The 26,910-nt window shown below is 59.7% G+C and carries 29 protein-coding genes and 1 pseudogene; 11 read left to right on the forward strand and 19 right to left on the reverse strand.

Annotated features, from left to right (window positions below):
• Window positions 1-48: 48 nt before the first annotated feature.
• The 8 genes from modC to AB4O23_RS17825 all read right to left on the reverse strand — a co-directional run bounded on the left by modC (window position 49) and on the right by AB4O23_RS17825 (window position 6,132).
• Entirely contained in the window at window positions 49-1,134 is a 1,086-nt protein-coding gene (modC, locus tag AB4O23_RS17790; protein ID WP_065879040.1) for a molybdenum ABC transporter ATP-binding protein, read from the reverse strand.
• Complete coding sequence (modB, locus tag AB4O23_RS17795) at window positions 1,134-1,814, reverse strand: molybdate ABC transporter permease subunit (protein WP_065879041.1); 681 nt, start codon at window positions 1,812-1,814, stop codon at window positions 1,134-1,136. Before modB ends, modC begins: the two co-directional genes overlap by 1 nt.
• Complete coding sequence (gene modA, locus AB4O23_RS17800) at window positions 1,815-2,567, reverse strand: molybdate ABC transporter substrate-binding protein (RefSeq protein WP_065879042.1); 753 nt, start codon at window positions 2,565-2,567, stop codon at window positions 1,815-1,817.
• Window positions 2,568-2,681: 114 nt separating this feature from the next.
• Window positions 2,682-3,740, reverse strand: a complete 1,059-nt coding sequence (locus tag AB4O23_RS17805; protein ID WP_017528089.1) for an NAD(P)H-dependent flavin oxidoreductase — start codon at window positions 3,738-3,740, stop codon at window positions 2,682-2,684.
• Window positions 3,741-3,845: 105 nt separating this feature from the next.
• Window positions 3,846-4,892, reverse strand: a complete 1,047-nt coding sequence (gene ada / locus AB4O23_RS17810; RefSeq protein ID WP_017528088.1) for a bifunctional DNA-binding transcriptional regulator/O6-methylguanine-DNA methyltransferase Ada — start codon at window positions 4,890-4,892, stop codon at window positions 3,846-3,848.
• A 75-nt stretch (window positions 4,893-4,967) separates the two neighbouring features.
• Window positions 4,968-5,633, reverse strand: coding sequence for a DNA oxidative demethylase AlkB (gene alkB, locus AB4O23_RS17815; RefSeq protein WP_068931863.1), 666 nt, complete (start codon window positions 5,631-5,633; stop codon window positions 4,968-4,970).
• Between the two features lie 3 nt (window positions 5,634-5,636).
• Complete coding sequence (locus AB4O23_RS17820; protein ID WP_017528086.1) at window positions 5,637-5,804, reverse strand: hypothetical protein; 168 nt, start codon at window positions 5,802-5,804, stop codon at window positions 5,637-5,639.
• 25 nt (window positions 5,805-5,829) lie between these two features.
• Complete coding sequence (locus AB4O23_RS17825; protein WP_003173824.1) at window positions 5,830-6,132, reverse strand: DUF1883 domain-containing protein; 303 nt, start codon at window positions 6,130-6,132, stop codon at window positions 5,830-5,832.
• Between the two features lie 212 nt (window positions 6,133-6,344).
• Here AB4O23_RS17825 and AB4O23_RS17830 point away from each other — a divergent pair, with 212 nt between their 5' ends.
• Complete coding sequence (locus AB4O23_RS17830) at window positions 6,345-6,695, forward strand: hypothetical protein (RefSeq protein WP_460084675.1); 351 nt, start codon at window positions 6,345-6,347, stop codon at window positions 6,693-6,695.
• A gap of 22 nt (window positions 6,696-6,717) precedes the next feature.
• Window positions 6,718-6,948 (forward strand): hypothetical protein, encoded by a 231-nt coding sequence (locus AB4O23_RS17835; protein WP_017528084.1) that lies wholly within the window; start codon window positions 6,718-6,720, stop codon window positions 6,946-6,948.
• Window positions 6,949-6,955: 7 nt separating this feature from the next.
• Here AB4O23_RS17835 and AB4O23_RS17840 read toward each other — a convergent pair whose 3' ends face one another.
• Window positions 6,956-7,237 (reverse strand): hypothetical protein, encoded by a 282-nt coding sequence (locus AB4O23_RS17840; protein WP_017528083.1) that lies wholly within the window; start codon window positions 7,235-7,237, stop codon window positions 6,956-6,958.
• A 142-nt stretch (window positions 7,238-7,379) separates the two neighbouring features.
• A complete protein-coding gene (locus AB4O23_RS17845; protein WP_017528082.1) occupies window positions 7,380-7,565 on the reverse strand; it encodes a hypothetical protein in 186 nt (61 codons plus the stop codon).
• A 311-nt stretch (window positions 7,566-7,876) separates the two neighbouring features.
• Between AB4O23_RS17845 and galU the strand changes: the two genes are divergently transcribed.
• Window positions 7,877-8,716, forward strand: coding sequence for a UTP--glucose-1-phosphate uridylyltransferase GalU (galU, locus tag AB4O23_RS17850; RefSeq protein ID WP_003173830.1), 840 nt, complete (start codon window positions 7,877-7,879; stop codon window positions 8,714-8,716).
• Window positions 8,717-8,822: 106 nt separating this feature from the next.
• Entirely contained in the window at window positions 8,823-10,181 is a 1,359-nt protein-coding gene (gorA, locus tag AB4O23_RS17855; protein ID WP_065879044.1) for a glutathione-disulfide reductase, read from the forward strand.
• On the opposite strand, the gene AB4O23_RS17860 is transcribed toward gorA, so the two are convergent.
• The gene (locus tag AB4O23_RS17860; protein ID WP_068931862.1) at window positions 10,182-11,189 is read right to left on the reverse strand and encodes a DNA-binding protein; all 1,008 of its coding nucleotides are present in this window, start codon (window positions 11,187-11,189) and stop codon (window positions 10,182-10,184) included.
• A 171-nt stretch (window positions 11,190-11,360) separates the two neighbouring features.
• On the opposite strand from AB4O23_RS17860, the gene AB4O23_RS17865 reads away from it, so the two are divergent.
• The 3 genes from AB4O23_RS17865 to ahpF all read left to right on the forward strand — a co-directional run bounded on the left by AB4O23_RS17865 (window position 11,361) and on the right by ahpF (window position 14,683).
• The gene (locus AB4O23_RS17865) at window positions 11,361-12,293 is read left to right on the forward strand and encodes a site-specific integrase (protein ID WP_137220111.1); all 933 of its coding nucleotides are present in this window, start codon (window positions 11,361-11,363) and stop codon (window positions 12,291-12,293) included.
• Window positions 12,294-12,426: 133 nt separating this feature from the next.
• Window positions 12,427-12,990 (forward strand): alkyl hydroperoxide reductase subunit C, encoded by a 564-nt coding sequence (gene ahpC / locus AB4O23_RS17870; protein WP_003191303.1) that lies wholly within the window; start codon window positions 12,427-12,429, stop codon window positions 12,988-12,990.
• A gap of 127 nt (window positions 12,991-13,117) precedes the next feature.
• Complete coding sequence (gene ahpF, locus AB4O23_RS17875) at window positions 13,118-14,683, forward strand: alkyl hydroperoxide reductase subunit F (RefSeq protein WP_068931860.1); 1,566 nt, start codon at window positions 13,118-13,120, stop codon at window positions 14,681-14,683.
• 50 nt (window positions 14,684-14,733) lie between these two features.
• On the opposite strand, the gene gloA is transcribed toward ahpF, so the two are convergent.
• A complete protein-coding gene (gene gloA, locus AB4O23_RS17880; RefSeq protein ID WP_017528076.1) occupies window positions 14,734-15,255 on the reverse strand; it encodes a lactoylglutathione lyase in 522 nt (173 codons plus the stop codon).
• 198 nt (window positions 15,256-15,453) lie between these two features.
• On the opposite strand from gloA, the gene AB4O23_RS17885 reads away from it, so the two are divergent.
• Window positions 15,454-15,990: a DUF4946 domain-containing protein gene (locus AB4O23_RS17885; RefSeq protein WP_460138662.1), complete on the forward strand. Its 537-nt coding sequence runs from the start codon at window positions 15,454-15,456 to the stop codon at window positions 15,988-15,990.
• A 113-nt stretch (window positions 15,991-16,103) separates the two neighbouring features.
• On the opposite strand, the gene AB4O23_RS17890 is transcribed toward AB4O23_RS17885, so the two are convergent.
• The 3 genes from AB4O23_RS17890 to AB4O23_RS17900 all read right to left on the reverse strand — a co-directional run bounded on the left by AB4O23_RS17890 (window position 16,104) and on the right by AB4O23_RS17900 (window position 19,158).
• Entirely contained in the window at window positions 16,104-16,463 is a 360-nt protein-coding gene (locus AB4O23_RS17890; protein WP_065879049.1) for a histone-like nucleoid-structuring protein, MvaT/MvaU family, read from the reverse strand.
• 198 nt (window positions 16,464-16,661) lie between these two features.
• Window positions 16,662-18,203, reverse strand: coding sequence for an EAL domain-containing protein (locus tag AB4O23_RS17895; protein WP_460150212.1), 1,542 nt, complete (start codon window positions 18,201-18,203; stop codon window positions 16,662-16,664).
• 85 nt (window positions 18,204-18,288) lie between these two features.
• Window positions 18,289-19,158 (reverse strand): LysR family transcriptional regulator, encoded by an 870-nt coding sequence (locus AB4O23_RS17900; protein WP_065879051.1) that lies wholly within the window; start codon window positions 19,156-19,158, stop codon window positions 18,289-18,291.
• Window positions 19,159-19,234: 76 nt separating this feature from the next.
• Between AB4O23_RS17900 and AB4O23_RS17905 the strand changes: the two genes are divergently transcribed.
• Together AB4O23_RS17905 and hppD are read left to right on the forward strand one after the other, a co-directional pair.
• Window positions 19,235-20,158, forward strand: coding sequence for a DMT family transporter (locus tag AB4O23_RS17905; RefSeq protein ID WP_017528071.1), 924 nt, complete (start codon window positions 19,235-19,237; stop codon window positions 20,156-20,158).
• A gap of 241 nt (window positions 20,159-20,399) precedes the next feature.
• Window positions 20,400-21,476, forward strand: coding sequence for a 4-hydroxyphenylpyruvate dioxygenase (gene hppD / locus AB4O23_RS17910; protein ID WP_017528070.1), 1,077 nt, complete (start codon window positions 20,400-20,402; stop codon window positions 21,474-21,476).
• A gap of 54 nt (window positions 21,477-21,530) precedes the next feature.
• On the opposite strand, the gene rarD is transcribed toward hppD, so the two are convergent.
• From rarD to AB4O23_RS17925, 3 genes are all read right to left on the reverse strand, one after another.
• Window positions 21,531-22,412, reverse strand: coding sequence for an EamA family transporter RarD (gene rarD / locus AB4O23_RS17915; RefSeq protein ID WP_017528069.1), 882 nt, complete (start codon window positions 22,410-22,412; stop codon window positions 21,531-21,533).
• Window positions 22,413-22,598: 186 nt separating this feature from the next.
• Window positions 22,599-23,609, reverse strand: coding sequence for an aldo/keto reductase (locus tag AB4O23_RS17920; RefSeq protein ID WP_065879053.1), 1,011 nt, complete (start codon window positions 23,607-23,609; stop codon window positions 22,599-22,601).
• Between the two features lie 83 nt (window positions 23,610-23,692).
• Complete coding sequence (locus tag AB4O23_RS17925) at window positions 23,693-24,595, reverse strand: LysR family transcriptional regulator (protein ID WP_135196671.1); 903 nt, start codon at window positions 24,593-24,595, stop codon at window positions 23,693-23,695.
• 101 nt (window positions 24,596-24,696) lie between these two features.
• Here AB4O23_RS17925 and AB4O23_RS17930 point away from each other — a divergent pair, with 101 nt between their 5' ends.
• On the forward strand, window positions 24,697-25,401 hold the full coding sequence (locus AB4O23_RS17930; RefSeq protein WP_017528066.1) for an SDR family oxidoreductase: 705 nt from the start codon (window positions 24,697-24,699) through the stop codon (window positions 25,399-25,401).
• A gap of 48 nt (window positions 25,402-25,449) precedes the next feature.
• Here the strand turns inward: AB4O23_RS17930 and AB4O23_RS17935 are convergent.
• A pseudogene (locus tag AB4O23_RS17935) lies at window positions 25,450-26,761 on the reverse strand (MFS transporter).
• Window positions 26,762-26,910 lie beyond the last annotated feature (149 nt).

Below are 26,910 nucleotides of genomic sequence, written 5' to 3' on the forward strand. Positions count from 1 at the left end.
GGCCGGTATGTCTGATTGACCGCAGCCCTGTGCGGTCGTGCCAAATAGTTATGCGAGCACGGCGACCGCCTTGATTTGCGCCCACAACGCCTGGCCCGGGTGCAGTTGCAACTGATCGCGGGAGAAGCGCGTGATACGTGCCAGCAATGGCGTGCCGGCAGCCTCCAGGCGTACCAGCACATGGGCGCTGTTGTCCGCGGCTATTTCGTCGGTCACCGTCACCGGCAGGCGGTTGAGGATGCTGCTGTGTTCTTCGGCCTGCAGGCTCAGGCTCACGTCCCGCGCCTGCACCTTGACCCGCAACGCTTTGCCGACGGCCAGTGGCGCATGAGCGATGCGCATTGGCAGGGCGCTGCCAGGCAGTTGCAGCGTCAGCAGTTGATAATGCGCGTCATAGGCGCTGACGGTGCCGTTGATCATCACACCGGCGTCGTCGCCCCGTGCCAGCGGCAGGTCGAGCCGCGCCAGGGTCTCGCCGATGGGGCCGCTGGCCAGGGCCTTGCCGGCGCTGAGCAGCACGATGTGATCGGCCAGGCGCGCCACTTCATCCTGGGCGTGGCTGACGTACAGCACGGGAATATCCAGTTCATCGTGCAGGCGCTCCAGATATGGCAGGATCTCGCCCTTGCGCTGGCTGTCGAGGGCGGCCAGCGGTTCATCCATCAGCAGCAGTGTTGGGCTGGTGAGCAAAGCCCGGGCGATACCGACGCGCTGGCGTTCACCGCCGGAGAGGAACAAGGGGTTGCGCTCCAGCAGATGGCCGATGCCCAAGAGCTCGGTGGCTTGGGCCATGTCCACGCGGCGCTGCTGGCGGGGGATGCGCTTGAGGCCGAATTCCAGGTTGGCGCGCACCGACAGATGCGGGAACAGGCTGGCTTCCTGGAACACGTAGCCCAGGGCGCGTTTATGCGGGGCCACGAATAACCCGGTGCGGCTGTCCTGCCAGACCTCATCGTTGACCTGGATAAAACCGTCGTGCGCACGCGCAAGCCCGGCGATGCAGCGCAGGCAGGTGGTTTTGCCGGAGCCGGAGTGCCCGTACAACGCCGTCACGCCGCGCCCCGGCAGATGCAGGTCGACCTCTAGGGCGAAGTCGGGGTATTTGAGTTGCAGGCGTACGTCAATCGTCGACATCAGTTCCAGCCCATCCTGGTTTTACGGCTGGAGTACAGCGCCAGCAACACAAGAAACGCAAACACCAGCATGGCCCCGGCAAGCCAATGAGCCTGGGCATATTCCATGGCTTCGACATGGTCGTAGATCTGCACCGAGACCACGCGGGTCCTGTCCGGAATATTGCCGCCGATCATCAATACCACGCCGAACTCACCGACCGTATGGGCGAACCCGAGGATGGCCGCGGTGATAAACCCTGGGCGTGCCAGTGGCAAAATGACGGTAAAGAAGGTGTCCCAGGGATTGGCGCGCAAGGTCGCGGCCACTTCCAACGGGCGAGTGCCGATGGCGCTGAAGGCGTTTTGCAACGGCTGCACCACAAACGGCATCGAATAGATCACTGAGCCGATCACCAAACCGGTGAAGCTGAAGGTGAGGGTGCCCAGCCCCAGCCACTGAGTGAACTGGCCGACGTAACCGTTTGGGCCCATGGTCAGCAGCAGATAAAAGCCAATCACCGTAGGTGGCAGCACCAGTGGCAGGGCGACGATCGCGCCGATGGGGCCACGCCACCACGAGCGGGTGCGCGACAGCCACAGGGCAATCGGAGTGCCGATGACCAAGAGGATCACTGTGGTCAGCGAAGCCAGTTTGATGGTCAACCAGATGGCGGAAAAATCGGCACTCGATAGCGGCATTTATAACTCGTAACCGTAGGATTTGATAACCGCCGCGGCTTTGGGGCCTTTGAGGTATTCAACCAGCGCTTTGGCAGCGGCGCTGTCTTTGCCTTTGTTGAGGATCACCGCGTCCTGTTTGATCGGGTCGTGCATGGAGGCGGGGACGATCCATGCAGAGCCGCGGCTGACTTTGCCGTCTTTGTAGATCTGCGACAAGGCCACGAACCCCAACTCGGCGTTACCGGTAGACACGAACTGATAGGCCTGGGTGATGTTCTGGCCTTCAACCAGCTTGGCCTTGACCTGCTCGGTCAGGCCTTCTTTGGCCACAACTTGGGTCGCGGCCAGGCCGTACGGCGCGGCTTTCGGGTTGGCGATGGACAGGTGCTTGAAGTCATTTTTCTTCAAGACCTCACCGTTGGCGTCTACATAGCCTTCTTTAGCCGACCACAGCGCCAACGTGCCCACGGCATAAGTAAAGCGCGAGCCCTTGACGGTGGCGCCTTCGTCTTCGAGTTTTTTCGGGGTGGCGTCGTCGGCGCTCAGGAACACCTCGAACGGCGCGCCGTTTTTGATCTGCGTGTAAAACTGCCCGGTAGCACCATAGGCCGCGACCAGCGTGTGGCCGGTGTCCTTCTGGAAGTCGGCGGCAATCGCCTGGATCGGCGCGGTGAAGTTGGCGGCCACGGCCACCTGGACTTCATCGGCGCTGGCCGAGCCGGCCGCGAACGCGGCGACCAGCACGGCCAGGCGTGAGGCGTGAATCATCATGGAGCAGCTCCTTGGGATGTACGGCAGGTGGGTAGAAGGGCTAACCGCTATGTACGCGAATATATAGCGGTTGGCCTTTGCCGGTACAGCGCAATGTTGCCGCAGGTGGCTGGGTTACGTGAGTTTGGCCAGGGCTTGTTCGGCCAACTCGCGGGTCAGCTCATAGGTGGCCAGGTCCTTGCCCAGGCGCAGTGCCTGGCCCGACCAGAGGTTGCTGAAACCCGCTTCATCCTTGGCCTTGAGCGGCATCAACGCTCCGCCGGCCTTGGGAAATGCCGGCGCCGCCGGATTGATCGCACCCAATTCACGCATCAGCCGGTTGACGATGCCCCGCGCCGGGCGGCCAGTGAACAGGTTGGTGAGTGCAGTTTCGCTGGCCTGGGCGTGGCGCAACGCATGGTGATGGGCGGCGGTTACATTCGCTTCGGGGGTGAACAGGTATGCAGTGCCGATCTGCACGGCCGAAGCACCCAGGGCGAACGCCGCGACGATCCCGCGTGCATCGCCGATACCGCCGGCGGCGATCACCGGTACGCTCACGGCGTCCACAACCTGGGGTAGCAGGGCGAACAAGCCGATCTGCGTATTGAGATCGTCGCTGAGAAACAAGCCGCGATGCCCGCCCGCTTCGATGCCCATGGCGATGATTGCGTCGCAGCCATGGGCTTGCAGCCAGACCGCCTCTTCCACAGTGGTGGCAGAGGACAGCACCTTGGCGCCCGTGGCTTTTACCCGCTCCAGCAGGGATTTTTCCGGCAGGCCAAAGTGAAAGCTGACGACCTCAGGGCGAAACTCTTCGACGACCTGGCAGGCGGCATCGTTGAACGGCGCGCGGTTGGACACCGGCGTTGGCGCATCAAAATCGGCGCCCAATTCGCGGTAGTACGGTTCCAGCAGCGCTTTCCAGCGTTGGTCCCGCGCGTCGTCAACGGAAGGCGGTTGATGGCAGAAAAAATTGACGTTGATCGGTCGATCGCTGGCCTGGCGGATGGTGGTCAGCGCGTCACGCAGTTGTTCAATACTCAGCGCGGCAGCCGGCATGGAACCCAGCGCGCCAGCACGGTTGGCGGCGATTACCATGGCGGGGGTGGTGCCAACGGCCATGGGGGCCTGGATGATAGGGACCTCGATACCCAGCAGGTCGAGAATGCGCGTGTCTGGCCAGGTGCCCATGTGATGCGTCTCCAGCGTTAGTCGGTTTTTTCGCTGTTTTAGCAGGGCCATCGCTGCGCGGCCAGTCTGTTTTATTCACTGGACGACGCAGGCTTTTCGTGCGGTTCAATCGCCGCGTTCGCGCTCCAGCAATTGGCGCTTGCGTTCCACCCCCCAGCGGTAGCCCGACACATCACCGTTGCTGCGCACCACGCGATGACACGGGATTGCCACTGCCAGGCGGTTGGCTCCGCAGGCCTGGGCCACCGCACGAAACGACGTGGGTGCGCCGATCTTTTCGGCGATTTGCGCATAGCTGGCCGTGCTGCCCAGCGGAATTTCGCGCAAGGCTTGCCATACCCGCTCCTGAAACGCGGTGCCGCGCACATCCAGCGGCAGGTCCAGGCCCAGGGCGGGCGCTTCGATAAAACCCACCACCTGCGCGATCAACTGTTCGAAGCGGCGGTCGGCGCCCACCAGGTCGGCCTTGGGGAATTGGTCCTGCAGTTCGCGCACCAGTTGCTCGGGGTCATCTCCCAGCAGGATCGCACACACGCCGCGGGCGCTCTGTGCCACCAGGATCGCCCCCAGCGAACATTGGCCCACCGCGAACAGAATCTCGTTGTGGGCGCCGCCGGCCCTGTAATCGCTGGGTTTCATGCCCAGCAACTGATCGGCCGAGGCATAAAAACGACTGTTGGAATTGAAGCCTGCGTCATACAGCGCATCGGTCACCGTATGTTGGCCCTTGAGCCCGGCGCGCACTTTGCGTGAGCGGTGTGCGCTGGCGTAAGCCTTGGGCGTCAGCCCCGTGACGGCCTTGAATACACGGTGGAAGTGAAACGGGCTCAGGCCCGCCAACTTGGCCAGGGCATCAAGGCTGAGCGGGGTGTCGGCCTGCTCGATATGGCGGCAGGCCATGGCCACCCGTTGCGCATGCTGCGCTGCCCGCTGGGTCTGGTCGCCGACGGCACGCTTACTGGGCCGATAGCCTGCCGCTTCGGCTTGGGCGGGAGTGTCGAAAAACTCGATATTTTCCGGGCGCGGCAAACGCGAAGCACTGCTGGGGCGACAGTACACGCCGGTGGTTTTCACACCGTAGACGAACAGCGTATCGGCCTTGGGGTCGCGGGTGAGGATCGCAGCCCAGCGTGGATCTTGTTCGGTAGTCATGGCAGGCACTCGTTACAGGTCCTGGGCAGATTAGCCGCCTCGTAAAAACCTGGCACTCCGAAGCTTGCGCTCAAATCAGCCGGCGGTGCGCAAGGTGAGGTTGATGCGTTGCCGTCCCATGCGGGGGTGCACGCCCTCCTTGATGGGCATTACGCCATGAAAACGCAGGCGATCAACCCCGCCCCACACCACCACATCGCCATGAAACAACGAAATCTTTTGCGGCTTGTCACTACGCGCATGGCCGCCAAACAGAAAAACTGCCGGCAGCCCGAGGGACACCGACACGACTGGCGCGCTGTAGTCTCGTTCGTTCTTGTCCTGGTGCAGGGACATTTTCGCGCCGGGGACATAGCGGTTGATCAAGCAGGCATCCGGGGCGAAATCGTTGAAGCCGGCGTCGGCTGCCGCCAGCACCGCCAGTTCGCGCAATGCGTCGGGCAGGGCCGGCCAGGGTTGCTGGCTGCGCGGGTCCAGCGGGCTGTAGCGGTAGCCTCTGGTATCGGTGGTCCAGCCCAGTTCTCCACAGCTACTCAACGCAGCCGACATGGTAAAGCCGCCCGGAGTGACCATTTGCCGAAACGGGGATTGAGCCAGCACGCGGCGTAGCTCAGGTAGAAGCCGCTCAACCCAGGGCAGGGCGTAAGCCCGTAGCACGTAGGACTGTTCGCCGATTTGCTCGCGCCCGGCGGGTTGTTGCAGGGCGTCGTCGGCGAACAGATCGGCAGTGGGGCCGGGCATGCCTTACAACGCCTTACTCACGGTGATGTCAGTGATTTCATCGCTGGCATCGTGGATTTTCGCCAAGGCTTGCTTGGCTTCTTCCAGGCTATTGCTCGTCAGTTGGGCGAACTCAAAACGGCGTTCGCCGTTGAGTTTGTACTTGATTACATATTTGGTAGTGGCAGTCACGGCTATTTCCTATGGCGCGTTCGGATCAGCTCAGCTTGGTGCTGGTACGACGAACGATACGAATCTTGTGGGACAACGCAGGCTTGCGGGTGACGCTGATCGCCCGACGCGTGACCACGTCCAGAGTGATATTCCAGAACCCGGTGCTGGGCGCGGTGATCTTGGCGGGAAACTTGTCGAACGCACCGCCGTGGTAAGTGTGGCGACCGCCATTCTTGAAGCTGCGAAAGTTCGCATCGCTCATCAGGCGGATATTGCAGGTTTGCGAGCATTCGATGACGACGATATCTCCCTCGTTGAGGTGCTCGCGCTGGTGGATGAATTTCATGAGGGTGTCTCCAGAAGGGCTTTTTCTGAAAAATCAGAACGATACGTAGGTTAAGATGGAGTTTATCAGCCCCAGCGCGTTTATTATCGGCCCGTCTGCAATGACGTCGACAATTTAAAACAGTTATTTACCGAGTTATCAGGGATAAATCCTACGTGTGCGGGAGAAAATTACCATCCCCGCTGTCGTAGGGTCTTTATTGGAGGTTTTGTATGAAGTGGAGTGTGTTGGTGCTGACCTTGGCGATAGGTGGGTGTGCTTCGGTTGCAGATATCAAGCAGACCCCGCCGACGTTGGCCGTCATTTCCGGGAAGAAGCCCCAGGAATACGCCGCGTGTGTGATACAGAAATTATCGGCTACCCGCCGTCCGCCGCAGATCGAACCGCACAAAGAAGGTGTGCGCGTGATCGTGCCGCAGAAATTTTCGGCCGACCCTTCGGCCATTTTCGAGATTGACGAGCGCTCCAGTGGCAGCAGTATCAAGCTTTACGAGAGCATGTCCAACGTGCCGATCCGCCCGGGCGATGTGAAAAAAGCCGGGGAAGAGTGCATTTCCGGCTGATGCCGTCGTGGAAAAACCAGATATGAAGCGTGAACACGTCAAAGCCCGCCATGCCGAGGGTGAAATCTCGGCTACCCATGTCATCCAGAACCCTGCCCACCTCGGTGAGTGGATCGTGTTCTTCAAGAAAAGTGGCGGGCGCAGCTTTTTCCTGGTGGACGAGCAAGACGAAGTCGAGTCTTTTGCCAGCCTTGACGAGCTGACCGAGCTACTTCGGGAGCTGGGTATCAAATTTGCCGAGATTCACTTGTAGGCGAGGGTTACTTGCAGACCACCACCACACTGCGACTTTTGTAGTTGCCCACATCCTGGCCCAGGGTCTTGTCGCTTTCTTTAAGCGATGGCGTGCCCTCGGTGCCGACAATGCGATAGCCGGTGCCGGCGCAAGAGGCATCGGCTTTTTCGTAGCAACTGGCCCAGGAGTTGGCTTCGCCGGAGCAATCGATGGTCAGGCCTTGCTCGCCGTTTTTCAGGTAAACATCGGAAGTGGTGGTGCAGCCGGCGAGTGCCAGAACCGCTGTCAGTGCCAGGAGTTTGTTCATAGGTGTTCGTCGTCGAGGGTGTGGGAAGGCGCTGACACTATCGTGGGGCGTTTTCGGCAGGTTATAGCGAACTGCCATCAAGGTACAGAGTGATACAAAAAAAGCCCCGTCAAACGGGGCTTGTTGCGCGGGGGCTGAAGACTTATTTGCCCTTCGGTCGCTTGCTCGACGCGTGGCCGGCTTCATCCACGAACACTTCGGCTACCGCTATCGCCATGCTTTCTGTCTCGAAAACGCCAGCGACGCTGTCTCCGTGAAAGTTGATCAGGTGCCAGCCGTCCGCTCGCTTGGTGATCAGGTAGCCGTTCACGCCTTTTGGTTCTGACATCTATTAACAATCTCGTCTGGTCTGATTCAAGGGCCTAATGATAGCGCCAAATCTCACGAAGCCGCGTAAGTTATTCCAAGTCAGTGTTCCGGCTGAAAAAGCGTGCTAAAAAGACGGCTTACCATGGAAATGATGCGTGACCGGCAATTTTTGCCAAGGCGGTAGGAAGGTCTTTGTAAGATAAGTGGAACTTACGCTGACATTTTTTCTCTATGATGACATCGCAACGCCAGCAGCTGCCATTGTAAGGTGGCTGCGGCCTGATTAGACTGCGCCGAATTTCGTACGCACAGCCCTTTTTAAGGACCCATATGATCAAGAAATGCTTGTTCCCAGCAGCCGGTTACGGCACTCGCTTCTTGCCAGCGACCAAGGCCATGCCCAAAGAAATGCTGCCGGTGGTGAACAAGCCACTGATTCAGTACGGCGTGGAAGAAGCTCTGGATGCCGGTCTGAACGAAATTTCCATCGTCACCGGCCGTGGTAAGCGCGCGCTGGAAGACCACTTCGACATCAGCTACGAGCTGGAAAACCAGATCAAGGGCACCGACAAGGAAAAATACCTGGTCGGCATCCGTAAGCTGCTCGACGAGTGCTCGTTCTCCTACACCCGTCAGACCCAGATGAAAGGCCTTGGCCATGCGATTCTTACCGGCCGACCGCTGATCGGTGACGAACCGTTCGCTGTGGTCTTGGCGGATGACCTGTGCGTTAACCTGGAAGGTGATGGCGTACTGACCCAGATGGTCAAGCTGTATCAGAAATACCGCTGCACCATCGTTGCGGTCATGGAAGTGAACCCGACCGAAACCAACAAATACGGCGTTATCGCCGGTGACGACATTGGTGATGGCCTGATCCGCGTGCGTGACATGGTTGAAAAACCTGCGCCCGAAGATGCTCCGTCAAACCTGGCGATCATTGGTCGTTACATCCTGACTCCGGACATTTTCAAGCTGATCGAAGAAACCGAGCCAGGCAAAGGCGGCGAGATCCAGATCACCGACGCCCTGTTGAAGCAAGCCAAAGACGGCTGCGTGATTGCCTACAAGTTCAAGGGCCAGCGTTTCGACTGCGGCGGCGCTGAAGGCTACATCGAAGCCACCAACTTCTGCTACGAGCACTTCTACAAGACTGGCAAGGCTTATTGATTCACGCTTGCCCATGCGTTTGTAAGAGAAAGCCACCTTCGGGTGGCTTTTTCGTTTTTCAGCCCCATGTAAGTCGGTATGCTGACGGCCTGCCGAGGAGAGTGAAATGGCCTACGATTTTGACTTGTATGTAATTGGCGCCGGTTCCGGCGGTGTTCGCGCGGCGCGCTTTGCCGCCGGCTTTGGTGCCAAGGTGGCTGTGGCCGAAAGCCGCTACCTGGGCGGTACTTGCGTCAACGTCGGCTGCGTGCCGAAAAAGCTGTTGGTGTACGGCGCGCATTTTGCCGAAGATTTCGAGCAAGCCAGCGGCTTCGGTTGGTCGCTGGGCGAGGCGAATTTTGACTGGGCTACGCTGATTGCCAACAAGGATCGCGAAATCAATCGCCTGAATGGGATCTACCGCAACCTGCTGGTTAACAGTGGCGTGACGCTGCATGAAGGGCATGCACGGCTTGTTGATGCGCATCAAGTTGAGGTCAATGGCGAACGCTTTACCGCCAAGCATATTCTGATCGCCACCGGCGGCTGGCCGCAGATTCCGGAGATTCCAGGGCGTGAACATGCCATCGGCTCCAATGAGGCATTTTTCCTCAAAACGCTGCCTAAGCGCGTGTTGGTAGTTGGTGGTGGTTACATCGCTGTCGAGTTTGCCGGTATTTTCCACGGGTTGGGCGCCCAGACTTCATTGCTGTATCGCGGCGACCTGTTCCTGCGTGGCTTCGACGGTTCGGTGCGCACCCATCTAAAAGAAGAGCTGACCAAGCGTGGCCTGGACCTGCAATTCAATGCCGACATCGAGCGCATCGACAAGCAAACGGATGGCAGCCTCAAGGCCACGCTCAAAGACGGTCGCGTGCTGGAGGCCGATTGTGTGTTCTATGCCACTGGCCGTCGCCCGATGCTGGACAACCTTGGGCTGGAGAGCACGGGCGTGAAACTCGACAAGCGTGGCTTCGTCGAAGTGGACGACCTGTACCAGACCGCCGAGTCGTCCATCCTGGCTATCGGCGATGTGATCGGTCGCGTGCAGTTAACGCCGGTTGCCCTGGCTGAAGGCATGGCTGTGGCGCGTCGTTTGTTCAAGCCAGAGCAGTATCGCCCGGTGGATTACACGATGATCCCCACGGCGGTGTTCAGCCTGCCCAATATTGGTACGGTGGGCCTGACTGAAGAAGAGGCGAAAGAGAAGGGCCACAAGGTGCAGATCTTCGAGAGCCGTTTCCGGCCGATGAAACTGACCCTCACGGACTGCCAGGAAAAGACCTTGATGAAACTGGTGGTCGATGCCGACACCGACAAAGTGCTGGGCTGCCATATGGTCGGCCCGGATGCCGGTGAGATCGTCCAGGGCCTGGCGATCGCGCTCAAGGCGGGCGCGACCAAGCAGCATTTCGATGACACCATCGGCGTGCACCCCACGGCGGCGGAAGAGTTTGTCACCATGCGCACACCTGTGGCGCACTGATCAGGTTTCAGGTGTTGCCTCTGGCGCCGTTGCAACGACGGCCGCCAGGCGCAATGCCTCGATACTGGCCTGGGCCTTGATAAGGTCCAGCTCCAGCCCTTTGTTGGCCTGCTGAAGCTCACTCAGCGCGTGCTGGCGTGACTCGCTTTGCATGGTTGCAACCCGCAGGCGCTCCTGCAGCAGGGTGCGTTCGCCGTCGATCTTGCTTACCTGTTCGCTCAGCTTAAGTTGCTGGGCCTGGTCCTTGCGCACTTGCTCTTGCAGCGTCGCCAACTCCTTGGTGGTTACCCGGTGCTCGATCAGCAGTCGCTCGTTGTCGCGATGCAACTGGGTGATCTCATCCTGGCGCACCATTGCGCTTTGCTGGGCTTGGCGCAGTTCTGCCTGTATCTGCTGCAACTGGCCTTCGTGGCGCCGCTGCTCCTGCTCGCGCTGTTCCTTGATTGCGTTGCGATAGTGTTCAAGCGCTTCGCGGGCGTGCAGGTGCTTGTCTTCCAGCGAACGGATCTGTTCGTCCTTGTCATTAATGCGCAATTCGTAATCGCTGCACGCCTGGCTTAGCCCGGCGTTACGGGTTTGTTCGATCTGCAGGCTGGTTCTGGCGGTTTGCAGAGCGGCACTTTCTTCCGCAAGCGCCGCACCCTGGATATCGAATTGTTGCTGCAGCTGGCCGTGGGTCTCTTCAAGCGATTTCAGCTGGGCGAGCAGGGCGGTTTTTTGTTGTTCGAACTGCGACAGAGCTAGGTCAATCGGCTCTTGGGCCTTCTCTTTCAGGCGCTGGGACAGACGCGCGACCAACTCAGCCAGCTCATCGTCAATCGGGGCTTGAGCGATGGTCAGGCGGGTTTCGCTGTCGTCCAGCTCTTTCAAGTAGCGGTGGATCGTTGTTTTCGAGCCGGTATTGCCCATCTCGATGCGTACAGCATCAATGCTGGGGTTTTCGCCGCGAGCGAGGATCGCCAGGCGTGCCGCTTGAACCACTGCTTTGTTTATTCCGCCGCGTGCCATGGGGTCTCCGTCGATTTGGTACTGTAATATGTAGTATGTAGTTACATACTATAACACTATCCAAAGCTCGTTCAAATTCGGCCGATTCACAGATGGGGTATTGGCGTATTATCCCGTGTCAAAAACCGTTAGGGCGCTATGCAGCCCCCAAATAGTACGAATAGGCCTCCCATGAGCGATCTGGATCGTTACCTCAATGCCGCCACCCGCGATAACACCCGGCGTAGCTATCGCGCTGCCATCGAGCACTTCGAGGTGAGTTGGGGTGGTTTCCTGCCGGCCACCAGTGACAGTGTGGCGCGCTACCTGGTGGCCCATGCAGGCGTGTTGGCGGTCAACACCTTGAAGCTGCGGCTTTCGGCGTTGGCGCAATGGCACACCAGCCAGGGTTTTGCCGACCCGACAAAAACACCGGTGGTGCGCAAGGTGCTCAAAGGGATTCGGGCCGTGCACCCAGCTCAGGAGAAACAAGCCGAGCCGTTGCAGCTCAAGCATCTGGAGCAGGTGGTGGCGTCCCTTGATAGCGAAGCGCGCGAAGCGGGCGAGGCTCAGGATCAACCTCGGCTGCTGCGCGCCAAGCGTGATAACGCGTTAATTCTGCTGGGCTTTTGGCGCGGCTTTCGCAGCGATGAGTTGTGCCGACTGAGTATCGAACACGTTCAGGCCACGCCCGGCGCCGGTATCAGCCTGTACCTGCCGCGCAGCAAAAGCGACCGCGACAACCTCGGCAAGACGTATCACACCCCGGCGCTGCTGCGCTTGTGCCCGGTGCAAGCCTATACCGAGTGGCTCAGCGCGTCGGGGTTGGTGCGTGGCCCGGTGTTTCGGGGCATTGATCGCTGGGGCAACCTGGGGGAGGAGGGCCTGCACCCCAATAGCCTTATCCCGTTATTGCGCCAGGCGCTTGAGCGTGCGGGCATCGCCGCCGAGCAATACACCAGCCATTCCTTGCGCCGGGGCTTCGCCACATGGGCGCATCGCAGCGGCTGGGATTTGAAGTCGTTGATGAGTTACGTCGGCTGGAGCGACATGAAATCCGCCATGCGCTATGTTGAATCCACACCTTTTCTCGGTATGACGTTGGCGACCCAGCCGCTGCTTTGAGTTTTCTTCTATTAATACAGTCGTCTGATAGCGAAAACCAATCGTCAGCATCAGGTTTGCCAATGAGCCATCAGTCAAGAGAGTGGGTAGGATTCACTTCATCAACTTCTTAACCCCTGACGGAGAGTCAACGATGCCTATCATCAACAGCCAAGTAAAACCGTTCAAAGCCACCGCATTCAAAAACGGCAGCTTCGTAGATGTGACCGACGCTGACCTGAAAGGCAAATGGTCCGTAGTGTTCTTCTACCCGGCCGACTTCACCTTCGTTTGCCCAACCGAGCTGGAAGACCTGGCTGACAACTACGCCGAATTCCAGAAACTGGGCGTCGAGATCTACAGCGTGTCCACCGACACCCACTTTGCCCACGCTGCCTGGCATAACACTTCGCCAGCCATCGGCAAGATCCAGTACACCATGATCGGCGACCCAACCCTGACCATCTCCCGCAACTTCGACGTACTGATCGAAGAAGCTGGCCTGGCAGACCGCGGCACGTTCGTGATCAACCCAGAAGGTCAGATCAAGATCGTTGAATTGAACGACGGTGGTGTCGGTCGTGACGCTTCTGAGCTGCTGCGCAAAATCAAAGCCGCCCAGTACGTTGCTGCCCACCCAGGCGAAGTCTGCCCAGCCAAGTGGAAAGAAGGCGAGGCCACTCTGGCTCCGTCCCTGGACCTGGTCGGCAAGATCTAAGTCTGTGAAGTCTCAAGGGCGGTATTCCGCACTTAAGTAAGCTGCATCCGCCCTCTGAACGCCCGGGCGAGATTCGCTCGGGCGTTTTTTTGTCTGCAATAAACCGAATTAACAGGAAATCGCCCGTATGTTGGACGCCAATCTTAAAGCTCAGTTGAAGTCATACCTGGAACGGGTCACCCAGCCGATCGAGATCGTCGCCTCCCTTGATGACGGCGCGAAATCCCAGGAAATGCTCGCTCTTTTACAGGACGTCGTCAGCCTCACCACGCTGATTACCCTGAAAACCGATGGCAATGATGCGCGCAAGCCCTCGTTCTCCATCAACCGCCCGGGTGCCGATATCAGCCTGCGTTTCGCCGGCATCCCCATGGGCCATGAATTCACTTCGCTGGTGCTGGCCCTGCTGCAAGTCGGTGGCCACCCGTCGAAGGCCAGTGTCGAAGTGATCGAACAGATCCGCGCCCTCAAAGGCGAGTTCAGCTTCGAGACTTATTTCTCGCTCTCCTGCCAGAACTGCCCGGACGTGGTCCAGGCGCTGAACCTGATGGCGGTGCTCAACCCGAACATCCGCCACGTTGCCATCGACGGCGCGCTGTTCCAGGCTGAAGTCGATGAACGCCAGATCATGGCGGTGCCCAGCGTGTACCTCAACGGTGTGAACTTTGGCCAGGGCCGCATGGGCCTGGAAGAGATCCTCGCCAAGCTCGATACCAGCGGCATTGAGAAGGCTGCCGAGAAAATCAGTGCCAAAGATGCCTTTGACGTCCTCGTTGTCGGCGGTGGGCCTGCCGGTTCTTCGGCAGCCATTTATGCGGCGCGTAAAGGTATTCGCACCGGTGTTGCCGCCGAGCGTTTTGGCGGCCAGGTGCTGGACACCATGTCCATCGAGAACTTTATCTCGGTACAGGAAACCGAAGGGCCGAAGCTGGCCAGCGCGTTGGAAGCCCATGTGCGTCAATACGACGTGGACATCATGAACCTGCAGCGCGCCAGTGCCTTGATCCCGGCGAAAAACGCGGGTGACCTGCATGAAATTCGTTTCGAAAGCGGCGCGACCCTCAAGTCCAAGACGGTGATCCTGGCCACCGGCGCCCGCTGGCGTGAAATGGGGGTGCCGGGTGAGCAGCAATACAAGGCCAAAGGCGTTTGCTTCTGCCCGCACTGCGACGGGCCGTTGTTCAAAGGCAAGCGCGTGGCGGTGATTGGCGGCGGTAACTCCGGCGTTGAAGCGGCCATCGACCTGGCCGGCATCGTGAGTCACGTGACCCTGCTCGAGTTCGACAACAAGCTGCGCGCCGACGCGGTGTTGCAACGCAAGCTGCACAGCCTGCCGAACGTTGATGTGATCACCAGCGCGCTGACCAGCGAAGTCAAAGGCGATGGCCAGAAAGTTACCGGCCTGGCGTATAAGGATCGCGACAGTGGCGAGTTCAAGACCATCGACCTGGAAGGTATCTTCGTGCAGATCGGTTTGCTGCCCAACACCGATTGGCTCAAGGGCACGGTTGAGCTGACCCCGCGCGGCGAGATCATTGTGGATGCCCGTGGCGAAACGTCACTGCCTGGCGTGTTTGCCGCCGGTGACGTGACGACGGTGCCGTACAAGCAGATCGTGATTGCGGTAGGCGAGGGCGCCAAGGCGTCGCTGAGTGCGTTTGATCACCTGATCCGTACGTCTGCGCCGGCGTAACGCAGGGCCTGAAAATGAAAAACCCCATGAGTGATCATGGGGTTTTTTCGTTACAGCGGCGCGGGTTGAATGATCTCGACCCAATACGCATCGGGGTCCTTGATGAATGCCAGGCTTTTCATGCGGCCATCGCTCAGGCGTTTCTGGAAATCACACCCCAGCGCTTCAAAGCGTTCGCACGCTGCAACGATATCCGGCACCGAGATGCAGATATGGCCAAAGCCACGCGGGTCGGTATTGCCGTTGTGATAAGCGAAGTCGGCATCGTTTTCGGTGCCGTGGTTGTGGGTCAGTTCAAGGATGCCCGGGATCGACTTCATCCACTGGGTGCGCGCGGCGGCGTCGGCAGGGATCTGGGATTTGTCCACCAGGGCCAGGAAGTACAGGCTGAATTCGGCTTCCGGGAAATCGCGCTTTTCAACCAGGGAGAAACCCAGGACGCGGGTATAGAAATCCAGCGACTTGGTGATGTCCTTGACCCGCAGCATGGTGTGGTTGAACACGAAGTTCGACGTGGCGGTGTCAGGTTGGGCGGTGACGCCCGGGAAGGTGTTCAGTTCGTGCAGGCTCATGGGCCCTCCAGAAAAAAATGGGGCAAACGCAGCTCCTGGTGAGAGGAGCGTTCCCTTGGCTTGCGGCTGGCATCTGTGCAGCGCAGCCATGATACGCAAGGCTCGCCTGCCGCGCCAAATGAAAAAGCTGACGCAGGCCTTGCGACCGATGGGCGCAGGGGCTCACACTTTGGTGCTTGGTTCTAGGGTGTTTTTCGCATGTTCGACGTTCGTAAACGGCTATTGAGCGCTGGGTGTTTGCTGTTGACCAGTTCTGTTGTGTTGGCGGCCGATCCGGAAATTCATTGGCCCAGCGGCTGGCAAGCCGAAGAAGTGATTGCCGATGGCGAGGTACCGGCAAAACCGCAACCGGTCTCCCGGCAGCGTGCGATCAAGAATGATGAAAACGGCAACACGTTGATGGTCATGGAGTTAACGGGCACGCCGGTCGAAAGTGGGCATAAAGTTAATCTTCGGGGCGTTTTGCTGGAAATGCGTAAGTCCATCCAGAAAGGGTTTGCCCAAGGTGGCTACCAAAGCGTGTGCACCAAAATGCACGCTGCAACATTGAGCCGTCTTGAAGCGCTGGAAACTACTTGCGTGATTACCGAGAACGGCCGGCACGTATTGTCACAAACATTGGTGGCGGCGGTTGATACCGATAAGGCGTATGTTTTTTCATACGCTGGCCAAGCGCAAGCATACGAGGCGAGCAAGGATGAAGTCAGTTCAGTGCGCGACAGTCTCAAACTTTAAGCACGTTCGGCCGATTGCCATGGAACAAAATGAAATGTTATTTAAGTTCAGGTTCGAACGCGTGAATAAAAAAAGCCCCGCTTAAGCGGGGCTTTTTTATTAGAGCAATGCGATCAACCGCGAAGCCAGGAATCTACCGTCTCGGCGCCGTATTGTTCTTTCCAGGTCTTGAGGCCACGGTGGTTGCCACCCTTGGTTTCGATCAGCTCGCCAGTGTGCGGGTTCTGGTAGACCTTGACCACGCGCGCGCGACGCTGTTTGGGAGCCGCGGCGGCACTGGACTTGCCCGGGTTTGGATCAAGGATCAGGATGATGTCACGCAGGCCTTTGCCGTAGGTTTTCATCAATGCCTGAAGCTTTTCTTCGAATTCGATCTCTTTCTTCAAGCCTGCGTCGTTCTTCAGGGATTCCAGCTGGGCAAGCTGCTCTTGAAGGGCTTTTTCTGCTGCGCGAAATTCGGCGAGTCTGGACAAAATCTGTACTCCAATAGTGTAGTTGGCTGATATCAACTGCAGACAAAGCTATAAGCCAAGCGCTTTAAACGACTCAAAAAATACGTCGTCCTGTGAGCTCTGCACAGGCAGGAAAAATTGTAGTAGTTAATCCGCTACGAGTAAATCACGTCTTTTGTCTCAACTAAGAATATTTCAACGCGCTGAGTGTATGGCTATTCAATGACTGATCAAGGTTTGAATGAATTCATCACCGGGTAACGGTCTGCCAAACAGGTAACCCTGCAGGAAATCCACACCGTGCGCCGCCAGGTATTCACACTGCTCGGCTGTTTCGACGCCCTCTGCAACGATGCCCAGGTCGAGCTTGCTGGACAACTCTATGATGCTGTCGAGGATATGACTTGATAGTACATCTGCGCCGATCATGGCGACAAAACTCTGGTCTATCTTCAAATAATCCACATTGAAATTACGCAAGTAAGCCAGGCTGGAGTGCCCGGTGCCAAAGTCATCGAGGGCGATCATCACGCCCAGTTGATGCAGGGCATCGAACAGCTGTCGCGTGATAGCGGTGGGTTCGATCAGCTCGCGCTCGGTCAACTCCAGCACCAGCGTCACCTGGCCTGCCGGGAAAGCGGCCAGAAATTCGCGACAGTCATCCACCAACTCCAGGTCAAGGCAATGGCGTGCGGTGATATTCACCCCAATATGGAAGCCCGGGCTGATACGCGCCGCATAGGGCGCCAGTTGCGCAGCGGTCTGACGCAGCAGGGCGCGGGTCATCGGCACGATCAGGCCGCAATGTTCGGCCAAAGGAATAAACAGGTCTGGGCGCACCAAACCTTCCTTGGGGTGGCGCCAGCGCATCAACACTTCACAACCCGCCCATTCGCGCGTGTCGCCGCGCACCACCGGCTGAAAGTAAGGGACGAACTCATTCGCTTCCAGCGCTCGTTGCAATTCATGGGTGGGCGTCGAAGAGCGCTTTTGCAGCCCACGCACAAGCACACCGGCCAGAACGCCAAAAAACACCACTAGGCTGAACGACGCCGGGTAACGCTCGCGCATATAGCGCCACACTTCACCGGCGGGCATGCCGGCGTCGACACTGTACGGATAGCGCGCGGACGCCAGGTGTTGATGAGCCACGGCAAAGCCAGGCACCGGCACGTCATGCACCTTGCCGTCGGCACCGAGCCAGTGCGGGCCCACCTGCAGGGTCAGGTCCGCGTAACGGCTGATCAAGCGCAGGGCGTTGGTCAGGTGGTAGCCGTCGATAGAGGCAAAGGCGGCTTTGTCGCCGTCAACCAGTCGATGCACCAGGAGCGCGGTATCCGGCGTAACCGGGTTGCCCGTCATCAACCATAACGCGCCGTCGACATAGTCAGCCGGGTTGACGCTGGACTCATGGTCGCCGCCGAACAGTGAGCTGCAATAGATGTTCTTTTGCCAGGACAACGTGGTTGCACGCACAAACGGTCGCCGCGTGACCTGCTCGCGCAGCGCCAGTTGGGCCGCGTCATCGCAGGGTTGGCCCGCCAGGGGCAGCAGAACCTGGGCGGCGAGGGCGGTGTTATCAAGCATCAGGTCAAACTGGCGCACGGCTTCCTGGGCGGTGCGGACGGTACTCTGTTGCAGCGAGCGTTCGGCTTGCCAATGCAAAATGACGATGCCCAGCGCAATCGGCAGCAAGCCACCCAGCATGGTCATGAAGGTGCGAGTGGCGCGGTTTCGCGGGCCGTTGGCGGTCAGGGGCATGGGCAGAACGGCCTGTAGCAGCAATCGGGATGCGCTGATGATAGATGGCTCGCCGCCAATAAGCTCGCAGTCCAGGGCGGTGGGGTCATAGCGCCAGGCTCTGGGCGATACGGATAAACGCCAGGGTCGCCGGGGAAGACTGGCGCCGGTCCAGCACGGCCAGGCCGACCTTGCGCGGCACGGCGGGCAACAATGGCCGCTGTACATAACGCGGGTCTGGCGTGGCGGGCAAGGACGCCTGCGCCACCAGGCTCACGGCATCGCCCCGGCTCACTGTCTCCAAGGTGCTCAGTAATTGGGAGCAGCGGTAACGCACATTGGGCACTAAGCGAGCGTCACTGAACAGCCGCGTCACCAGTTCCGACGAGCCTGCCTCCGTCAGCGCAAAGGGGGCGCCGCACAAGTCCTTGAGCGTTACCTGCTCACGGTCGGCCAACGGATGATCGGTGGGCAGCAGCGCGACCATCTGGTCTTCGAACAATGGGTAGGTATCCAAGCGCTCCTGTTCGAGCACGACGAAGCCGATATCGACTCTGCGCTCGTCCAGCCAGTGGATGACTTGTCGGTCCGGCCCTTCGTCCACGTGTACTTCGATACCGGGATGCGCCTGGCGGAATCGACTGAGAATCCTCGGCAGCAAATAGGTGGAAGAGGTCGGCCCAAACGATCCAATGCGCAAGGTCCCGCGCTTCATGCCCCGGGCATCGGCGGCTTCCTGCTGCAGCGTGTTGGCGAGGCCGAGCATGGCACGGGCGCGACCGAGTAATTGCTGGCCGATATCGCTGGTTTCTACCAGGGTTTGATGGCGCCGAAACAGCGCCACGCCCAGTTCCTGCTCCAGCGCCTTGATGGCGTGGGACACCGCCGATTGGCTGATGCCCAGCCGGTGCGCCGCGCTGGTGAAACCTTGCAGCTCGGCCACCAGGGAGAATATTTCCAGTTGCGTGAGGGTCATGAGTAAATGCTCATTTTACGATGATGGCTTATTAGCTGAAGAATACGCCCATTCTCCTGTTCTTCGAGCCCACTTCATGCGCGCCACCTCTGATCGCCTCACTTACTGCAAACTCGCCGCCGTCACCATGATTTGGGGCGGCACCTTTGTCGCCGGGCGATACCTGGCGAATCAGGTCGACCCGCTATTGGCCGCCAGCCTGCGTTTTCTCCTGGCGAGCCTGGCCTTGTTACTGTTCATGGGCGTGGCCCGCATTCCCCTGGTTCGTCCAAGCCTTCGGCAATTGGCGCTGTTGGCGGTGCTGGGGTTCTTTGGGATTTTTTTCTACAACCTGTGCTTCTTCTATGGGTTGCACTACATCAATGCGTCGCGGGCGTCGTTGATCGTGGCGTTGAACCCGGCCGTGATTGGGCTGGCCTCCTGGCTGCTGTTCAAAGAGCGCTTGGGGCGCAGTAAAGTCATGGGCATCGCGCTGTGCCTGGGCGGTGCCGCCACGGTGATTGTCAGCCGCAACCCGCAACTGATGCAGGTCGCCCCCCAGAGTTGGCTCGGGGATCTGCTGATCTTCGGCTGTGTGTTGGCTTGGGGCGTTTATTCGTTGTTTTCCCGTGGGTTGAACGCCACCCTGGGCCCGTTGCAGACCGTCACCTGGTCAGTGCTGCTGGGCACGTTGATGCTGACCGCCACAACCGCACTGAGCGGCGGTATCACGCTTGAAGCGGTTGCCCGTATCGACCTGCCACAACTGCTGAGTCTGGTGTATCTGGGCGTATTGGGTTCGGCGCTGGCCTATATCGGCTACTACGACGGTCTCCGGCGTATCGGCGCGACACGCTCCGGCGTATTTATCGCACTCAACCCGCTGACCGCCGTCATCTGCGGCGCGTTGCTGCTGGGCGAGCAATTGACCGTCCCCATGTTGCTGGGCGGGGCAGTCATTCTGCTGGGCATCTACCTGTGCAACAAACCCCTTGCACGGGCGCGGGTAATGGGGATTTGATAAGAGTACGGACAAACCCTGTTACGCTGTGTAGAATCGATTTACGCATACAAGAATATGGACTTGCGCTCACGCAAGCCTCGGCCGTCAGAGACTGATGACACCATGAAGCGACACGGTTCCCCCCTCATCTTTGGTGACTTCCTCGCCCGCAGCGTGCGAGGCCTGTCCTGCGCGCCACCTGTTCGCCTCATCCTTGCTGGCAATTGACATCCGTTAATCACAAGAATGAGGCGCCGAAATGGCCGACCAATACGAAAACCCAATGGGCCTGATGGGCTTTGAATTCATCGAGTTCGCATCGCCAACCCCGGGCACCTTGGAGCCGATCTTCGAGATCATGGGCTTCAGCAAAGTCGCGACCCACCGTTCCAAAAACGTGCACCTGTACCGCCAGGGCGAGATCAACCTGATCCTCAACAACGAGCCCAACAGCATCGCCTCCTACTTTGCCGCCGAGCACGGCCCATCGGTGTGCGGCATGGCGTTCCGCGTCAAGGACTCGCAGCACGCCTATAACCGTGCCCTGGAACTGGGCGCCCAGCCGATCCACATCGAAACCGGCCCGATGGAGCTGAACCTGCCGGCGATCAAAGGCATCGGCGGCGCGCCGTTGTACCTGATCGACCGTTTTGGCGAAGGCAGCTCGATCTATGACATCGACTTTGTGTTCCTCGACGGCGTGGACCGCAACCCGCAAGGCGCCGGCCTGAAGGTCATCGACCACCTGACCCACAACGTCTATCGCGGGCGCATGGCTTATTGGGCCAACTTCTACGAGAAACTGTTCAACTTCCGTGAAGCGCGTTACTTCGATATCAAGGGCGAGTACACCGGCCTGACGTCCAAGGCCATGAGCGCGCCGGACGGCAGAATCCGTATCCCGCTGAACGAAGAGTCGTCCAAGGGCGCCGGGCAGATCGAAGAGTTCCTGATGCAGTTCAATGGTGAAGGCATCCAGCACGTGGCATTCCTCACCGACGACCTGATCAAGACCTGGGACGCGCTGAAGAAGATCGGCATGCGCTTCATGACCGCGCCGCCGGACACCTACTATGAAATGCTCGAAGGCCGCCTGCCGAACCATGGCGAGCCGGTGGATCAATTGCAGGCGCGTGGCATCCTGCTGGATGGCTCGTCCATCGAAGGTGATAAGCGTCTGTTGCTGCAAATCTTCTCGGAAACCTTGATGGGCCCGGTGTTTTTCGAGTTCATCCAGCGCAAGGGCGATGATGGGTTTGGCGAAGGCAACTTCAAAGCGTTGTTCGAGTCCATCGAGCGGGACCAGGTACGTCGCGGCGTCTTGACCGCCGAGTAAGTGCAAAAAGCCCGGCCGAGGGCAACCTCGGCCGGGCTTTCTATTGCCAGGGCATCAGGCCCGCTGCTGGCGCACCAAGTGCTTGAACCCTTCGAACACCAGTACCATCACGGCGACCCAGATCGAAATATAGGTCAGCCATTGCCCCGGCTTGACCCCTTCACCCAGCAACAGGGCCACTACCAGCAGCAACACCGGTTCGACGTAACTGAGCAGCCCGAACAGGCTGAACGCCAACAAACGGCTGGCGATGATATAGCTCACCAAGGCCGAGGCACTGATCAGGCCCAGCAAGGGGATCAACGCATACAGCTTGGGGTGCGCATCCATCACCGCAAAGCCTTGTTCGCCGCTTTGCACAAACCACCAGGCCACCGGCAGCATCAACGCCATATCCAGCCACAGCCCGCCAAGGTGATCGGTCTTGAGGTATTTGCGCAGGATGAAATACAGCGGGTAGCCGATGATCACCACCAGCGTCGCCCAGGAAAAACCGCCGGCCTGGTACAGCTCGTTAAGCACCCCGAGGGCAGCGCAAAACACAGCGATTTTTTGCAGGTAGGACAGCTGTTCGCCCCATACCAGACGCCCGGTCAACACCATGGTCAGCGGCAGCAGGAAGTAACCCACCGACACATCCAGGCTGCGCCCGTTCAGCGGCGCCCACATGAACAGCCACAACTGCACGCCAAGCAGCGCCGAAGACAGCACTACCCCGGCAATCCATCGAGGCTTGGCCACCAGTACGTAGAGCAACTCGCGCACCCGCCGCCATTCGCCGCTGACGATCATGAACACCGTCATGCACGGCACGGTCAGCAACATGCGCCAGCCGAAAATCTCCAGGCCGCTCAACGGCGTGAGAAGCGACGTGAAGTAATACATGACGGCAAACAACACCGAGGCCGATACCGATAACACAACACCTTTAGACACGCTGCCCTCGCGAAAGCCGATTGGAAATAAACAGGGAGAATCGAGAGCGGATTATGGTGCTTTCAGCGGCAAAGGGTGCGCTGTTTTGGGGCGGGGGACGGAAAATGACCAAAAAAGGTCGGTTTACCCAGATCGAATGTGGGGGCTGTCGACCCCCACATATTTCCAGTACGCCCGAGAGGCTGGCTAGGCGTACGCCGCCCGGCCCGAGACAAAGTGGCTCACATCATTGAACCCCGGTGTGGACGAATGCCCCGGCGTGACCAACGAATCGATAAACGCTTCATCCTGCGCCGTAATCTTCACGCCCAGCGCCCCCGTGTAGGCGTCCCACTGCGCCTCGGTGCGCGGCCCGACGATCGCCGAACTCACCGCCGCGTTGTTCAGTACCCAGGCGATCGCGAATTCCACAACCCCCACGCCGCGCGCTTGGGCGTACTCCTGAATCTGCTGGGCAATGCGCAACGACTCCACACGCCATTCGGTTTCAAGGATGCGTTTGTCCTGGCGCGCGGCGCGGCTGCCCGCTTGCGGGGTCACATCCGGCGCATATTTGCCGCTGAGCACGCCCCGGGCCAGCGGGCTATAGGGCACCACCCCCAGGCCATACGCCGCCGCAGCGGTGATCTGTTCCACCTCGGCCTGGCGATTGACGATGTTGTACAGCGGCTGGCTGATCACCGGTTTATCCACGCCCAGGCGCTCGGCCACGCGGATGACCTCGGCGATGCGCCAGCCGCGATAGTTGGACAGGCCCCAATAGCGGATCTTGCCCTGGCGAATCAGGTCGCCGATGGCCGATACAGTGACCTCCAGCGGCGTGGCGTGGTCTTCGCGATGCAGGTAATAGATGTCCAGGTAGTCGGTGTCGAGCCGGGTCAGGCTGGCTTCAATGGCATTGAAAATGCGCTTGCGGCTCAAACCGCTGCGATTGGGTAAGCCGTCGGGCGGGCCGAAGCCGACTTTGGACGCCACCACCCAATCCTGGCGCTGGCGGGCAATGGCTTCGCCGACCAGTTCTTCGGAGCGGCCGCCGGTGTATACGTCGGCCGTGTCGATAAAATTGATGCCTTGGTCCCAGGCCTTGTCGATGATGCGCAGCGAGTCCTCGGTGTTGGTCTGTTCGCCAAACATCATGGTGCCCAGGGTCAGGGCGCTGACCTTCAACCCGGACTGGCCCAATGTGCGGTAAATCATGCAAAGCTCCTCAAGTCTGGGAAACGTGAGCGTCATGCAATACCAGACTCAGAGGCTCTGGAACAAGCCCCGTGCGCATTTCTTCACGTGCGCAGCAACGCCTGGCAGCGCACTTGTAGAAATCGGTGCAGCACTTTTACCCGCTCCGACACTTGCAGGCGGTGCGGGCACATCAGGTTGAATGGTGTGGGTTCGCCTTGCCAGTCCGGCAGCAGTTGCACCAGGCGGCCGGCCTTGAGGTCCCGGGCGATATCCAGGTTGGCCTTATACGCAATACCGTGGCCGGCCAAGGCCCAGCGCCGCACGATTTCACCGTCATCGCTCAAGTAGTCGCCGGTCACTTCAACTTCCTGCAGGTCGTCGCCCTGGCGAAAGAACCAGGTGCTGCTGGCCCGGCCCTGGCGCATGTAGCGCAGCGTATTGTGCTGCGCCAACTGCTCCGGCGTGGTGGGTGTGCCATGGCGCGCGAGGTAATCGGGGCTGGCGCAGGCTATGCGCCGGTGGCCCGGCACCACCGGCAGCGCCACCAGGCTCGAGTCCCTCGGCACGCCGAAGCGCAGGGCGATGTCGACGGTGTCGCGGAACAGGTCGGCATTGCTGTCGTTAAGCAGCAGTTGCAGGCGGATATTCGGGTGTTCCAGCTTGAACTCGTCCAGCCAGCCAAGCACAACGTTGCGCCCGAAATCCGACGGTGCAGCCAATTGCAGCAGGCCGGTCAGCCCTTGGCTCTGCTGCTTGAGCGCCTGCTCGCCTTCGGCCAGCGCCGCCAGGGCCTCGCGCACGCTGTCGAGGTAGCGCTTGCCTTCTTCGGTCAGGCGCATGCTGCGGGTGGAACGCGCGAGCAGGCGAATGCCCAGGCGGGTCTCCAGGCGTTTGAGCGCAATGCTGGCCGCCGCTGGGGTCAAACCCAGGCCGCGGGCGGCGGCGGACAGGCTGCCGGTGTCGGCCGTGCGCACAAAGACTTCAAGGTCGAGGATCGAGCTCATTTATAAAAATCCTTTAAAGATCCTGTCGTTTTACCGGGATTTTTCGGCGATTGCCAAGCTGGGAAGATGAACGCTCACTTTCGACCCCAAGGACCTTTCCCATGACATCCCCCCTCAACGGCAAAACCGTGATTGTGATCGGCGGCAGCAGCGGTATTGGCGCGGCGGTGGCCGAGGCGGCCATGGTGCGTGGCGCACACGTGATACTGGCCGGGCGGCGCTTGTCGTCCACTACCGACGATGGCGTACGCAGCGAACCGGTGGACGTCACCGACCCGGCATCCCTGCAACGGTTGTTCGAACGCGTGGGGCATTTTGATCATCTGGTGTATACGTCTGGCCCTTCGGTACGCGCCAACCCCTTGAGCGAGACAGACTTGGAGCAGGCCCAGGACAATTTCAATGTGAAACTCTGGGGCGCATTGCGCGCTATTCAACGGGCGCTGCCCTTTCTGGATGAGCGCGGCAGCATCAGCCTGACCTCCGGGCAACTGGGGCGTAAATTAGTGCCGGGCCAGTTTATAAAGGTCGGCATCAATGCCGCGACCGAGGCACTGGGCAAACAGTTGGCCAAGGAACTCGCACCGCGTCGGGTCAATGTGATCAGCCCGGGGGTCATTGATACGCCGGCGTACGCGGGGTTGGCCGAGGAATCGCGCCTGGCGATGTTTGCCAAGGCCGGTAACGCATTGCCGGTTGGCCGGGTAGGCCAGGCGGAAGAAGTGGCGGCGGGCTATGTGCTGGCCATGGAAAACGGTTACATGACCGGCGCCGTAATCGACATTGACGGCGGTGGCTTGCTGTAACACCGCCTCCACGGTGGGAGGGCGCAAAGCCCTCCCGCACTGACCGCATCAGGCGTTGAGGCTGCGCGTCATCCGCAATGCCAACACACTGCCGGCCACAATCACTGCGGCCAGCAGGTAAAGCGCCATATCCGTGGACCCGGTGGCATCCTTCACGAAACCGACGATATACGGGCTGAGGAAGCCGGCCATCTGGCCCATGGAGTTGATCAGCGCCAACCCACCGGCCGCCGCGCCCGCGCTGAGCATAGCGGTAGGCACCGGCCAGAACATCGGCAGAGCCGGTGAGGGCGCCCATGGTGGCGATAGTCAGCCCGAGGATGGCGAGCGCCGGCGTAGTGGCGAAATTCACCGCGATCACCAAGCCAATGGCGCCCATCAACATCGGCACCACCAAGTGCCAGCGACGCTCTTTGCGCAAGTCGGCGGAACGCCCCACCAGCAACATGAATACCGCCGCCAGCAGGTAAGGGACCGCACTGAGCCAGCCAATCACCAGGTTATCGCTGAACCCCAGGTTCTTGATGATCGACGGCAACCAGAAGTTGATCGCGTACACACCGCTCTGGATGCAGAAGTAGATCAGCCCGAAGGCCCAGATGGCCGGGTTCTTGAATACTTGCCCCAGCGAGTCGGTGGTGGCCTTGGGTTTGTTTGCCTGGTCGGTGGCCTGGTCGGTTTCCAGCACCGCGCGCTCGTGCGGCGTGAGCCACTTGGCGTTGGCGAAGCTGTCACTGAGCAGGAAGTAGGCGAGGGCGCCGAGGATCACGGTCGGGATGCCTTGCAGCAGAAACATCCACTGCCAGCCGGCCAAGCCACCTTGGCCGGCGGCGAAGTGGTTGAGAATCCAGCCGGAAAACGGGCTGCCGAGCAACCCCGACACCGGGATCGCCGACATGAACAGGGCCATGATCCGCCCACGACGGAACGTCGGGAACCACTGCGCAAGGTACAGCACCACACCGGGGAAGAACCCGGCTTCGGCGGCACCGGTAAACAGGCGCAGGGTGTAGAAATGCGTCGGCGTGGTCACGAACAACAGGCAGGTGGACAGGGTGCCCCACACGATCATCATCAAGGCAATCCAGCGACGTGGACCGAACCGGGTCAGCGCCAGGTTGCTCGGCACGCCGCACAGCACGTAGCCGATAAAGAAGATCCCGGCTCCCAGGCCGTACACGGTTTCGCTGAACTTCAGTGCATCGAGCATCTGCAACTTGGCAAAGCCAACGTTGACCCGGTCGAGGTAGTTGAACAGATAGCAGATGAAAATGAACGGGATCAGGCGCAGGGTAATGCGCTTATAGATGGCGTTTTTATCGTCATCGGTGGTCAGTGGGGCAGCGGCGCTCTGTGACATGGCGTTCTCTCTATTTATTATGATTTTGCGCGATGCGCGGGTAACGTTGATCGCCCAACGAGTCTCGGCCACGCGGCGGGGTGCTGTCTTTGTGCTCGCGCACAGACAAGCCGGCTTTGCGCTGTGCCGATGAACAACCCTGCCGTGCA

The sequence above is a fragment of the Pseudomonas sp. H2_A10 genome (genome assembly GCF_054680085.1).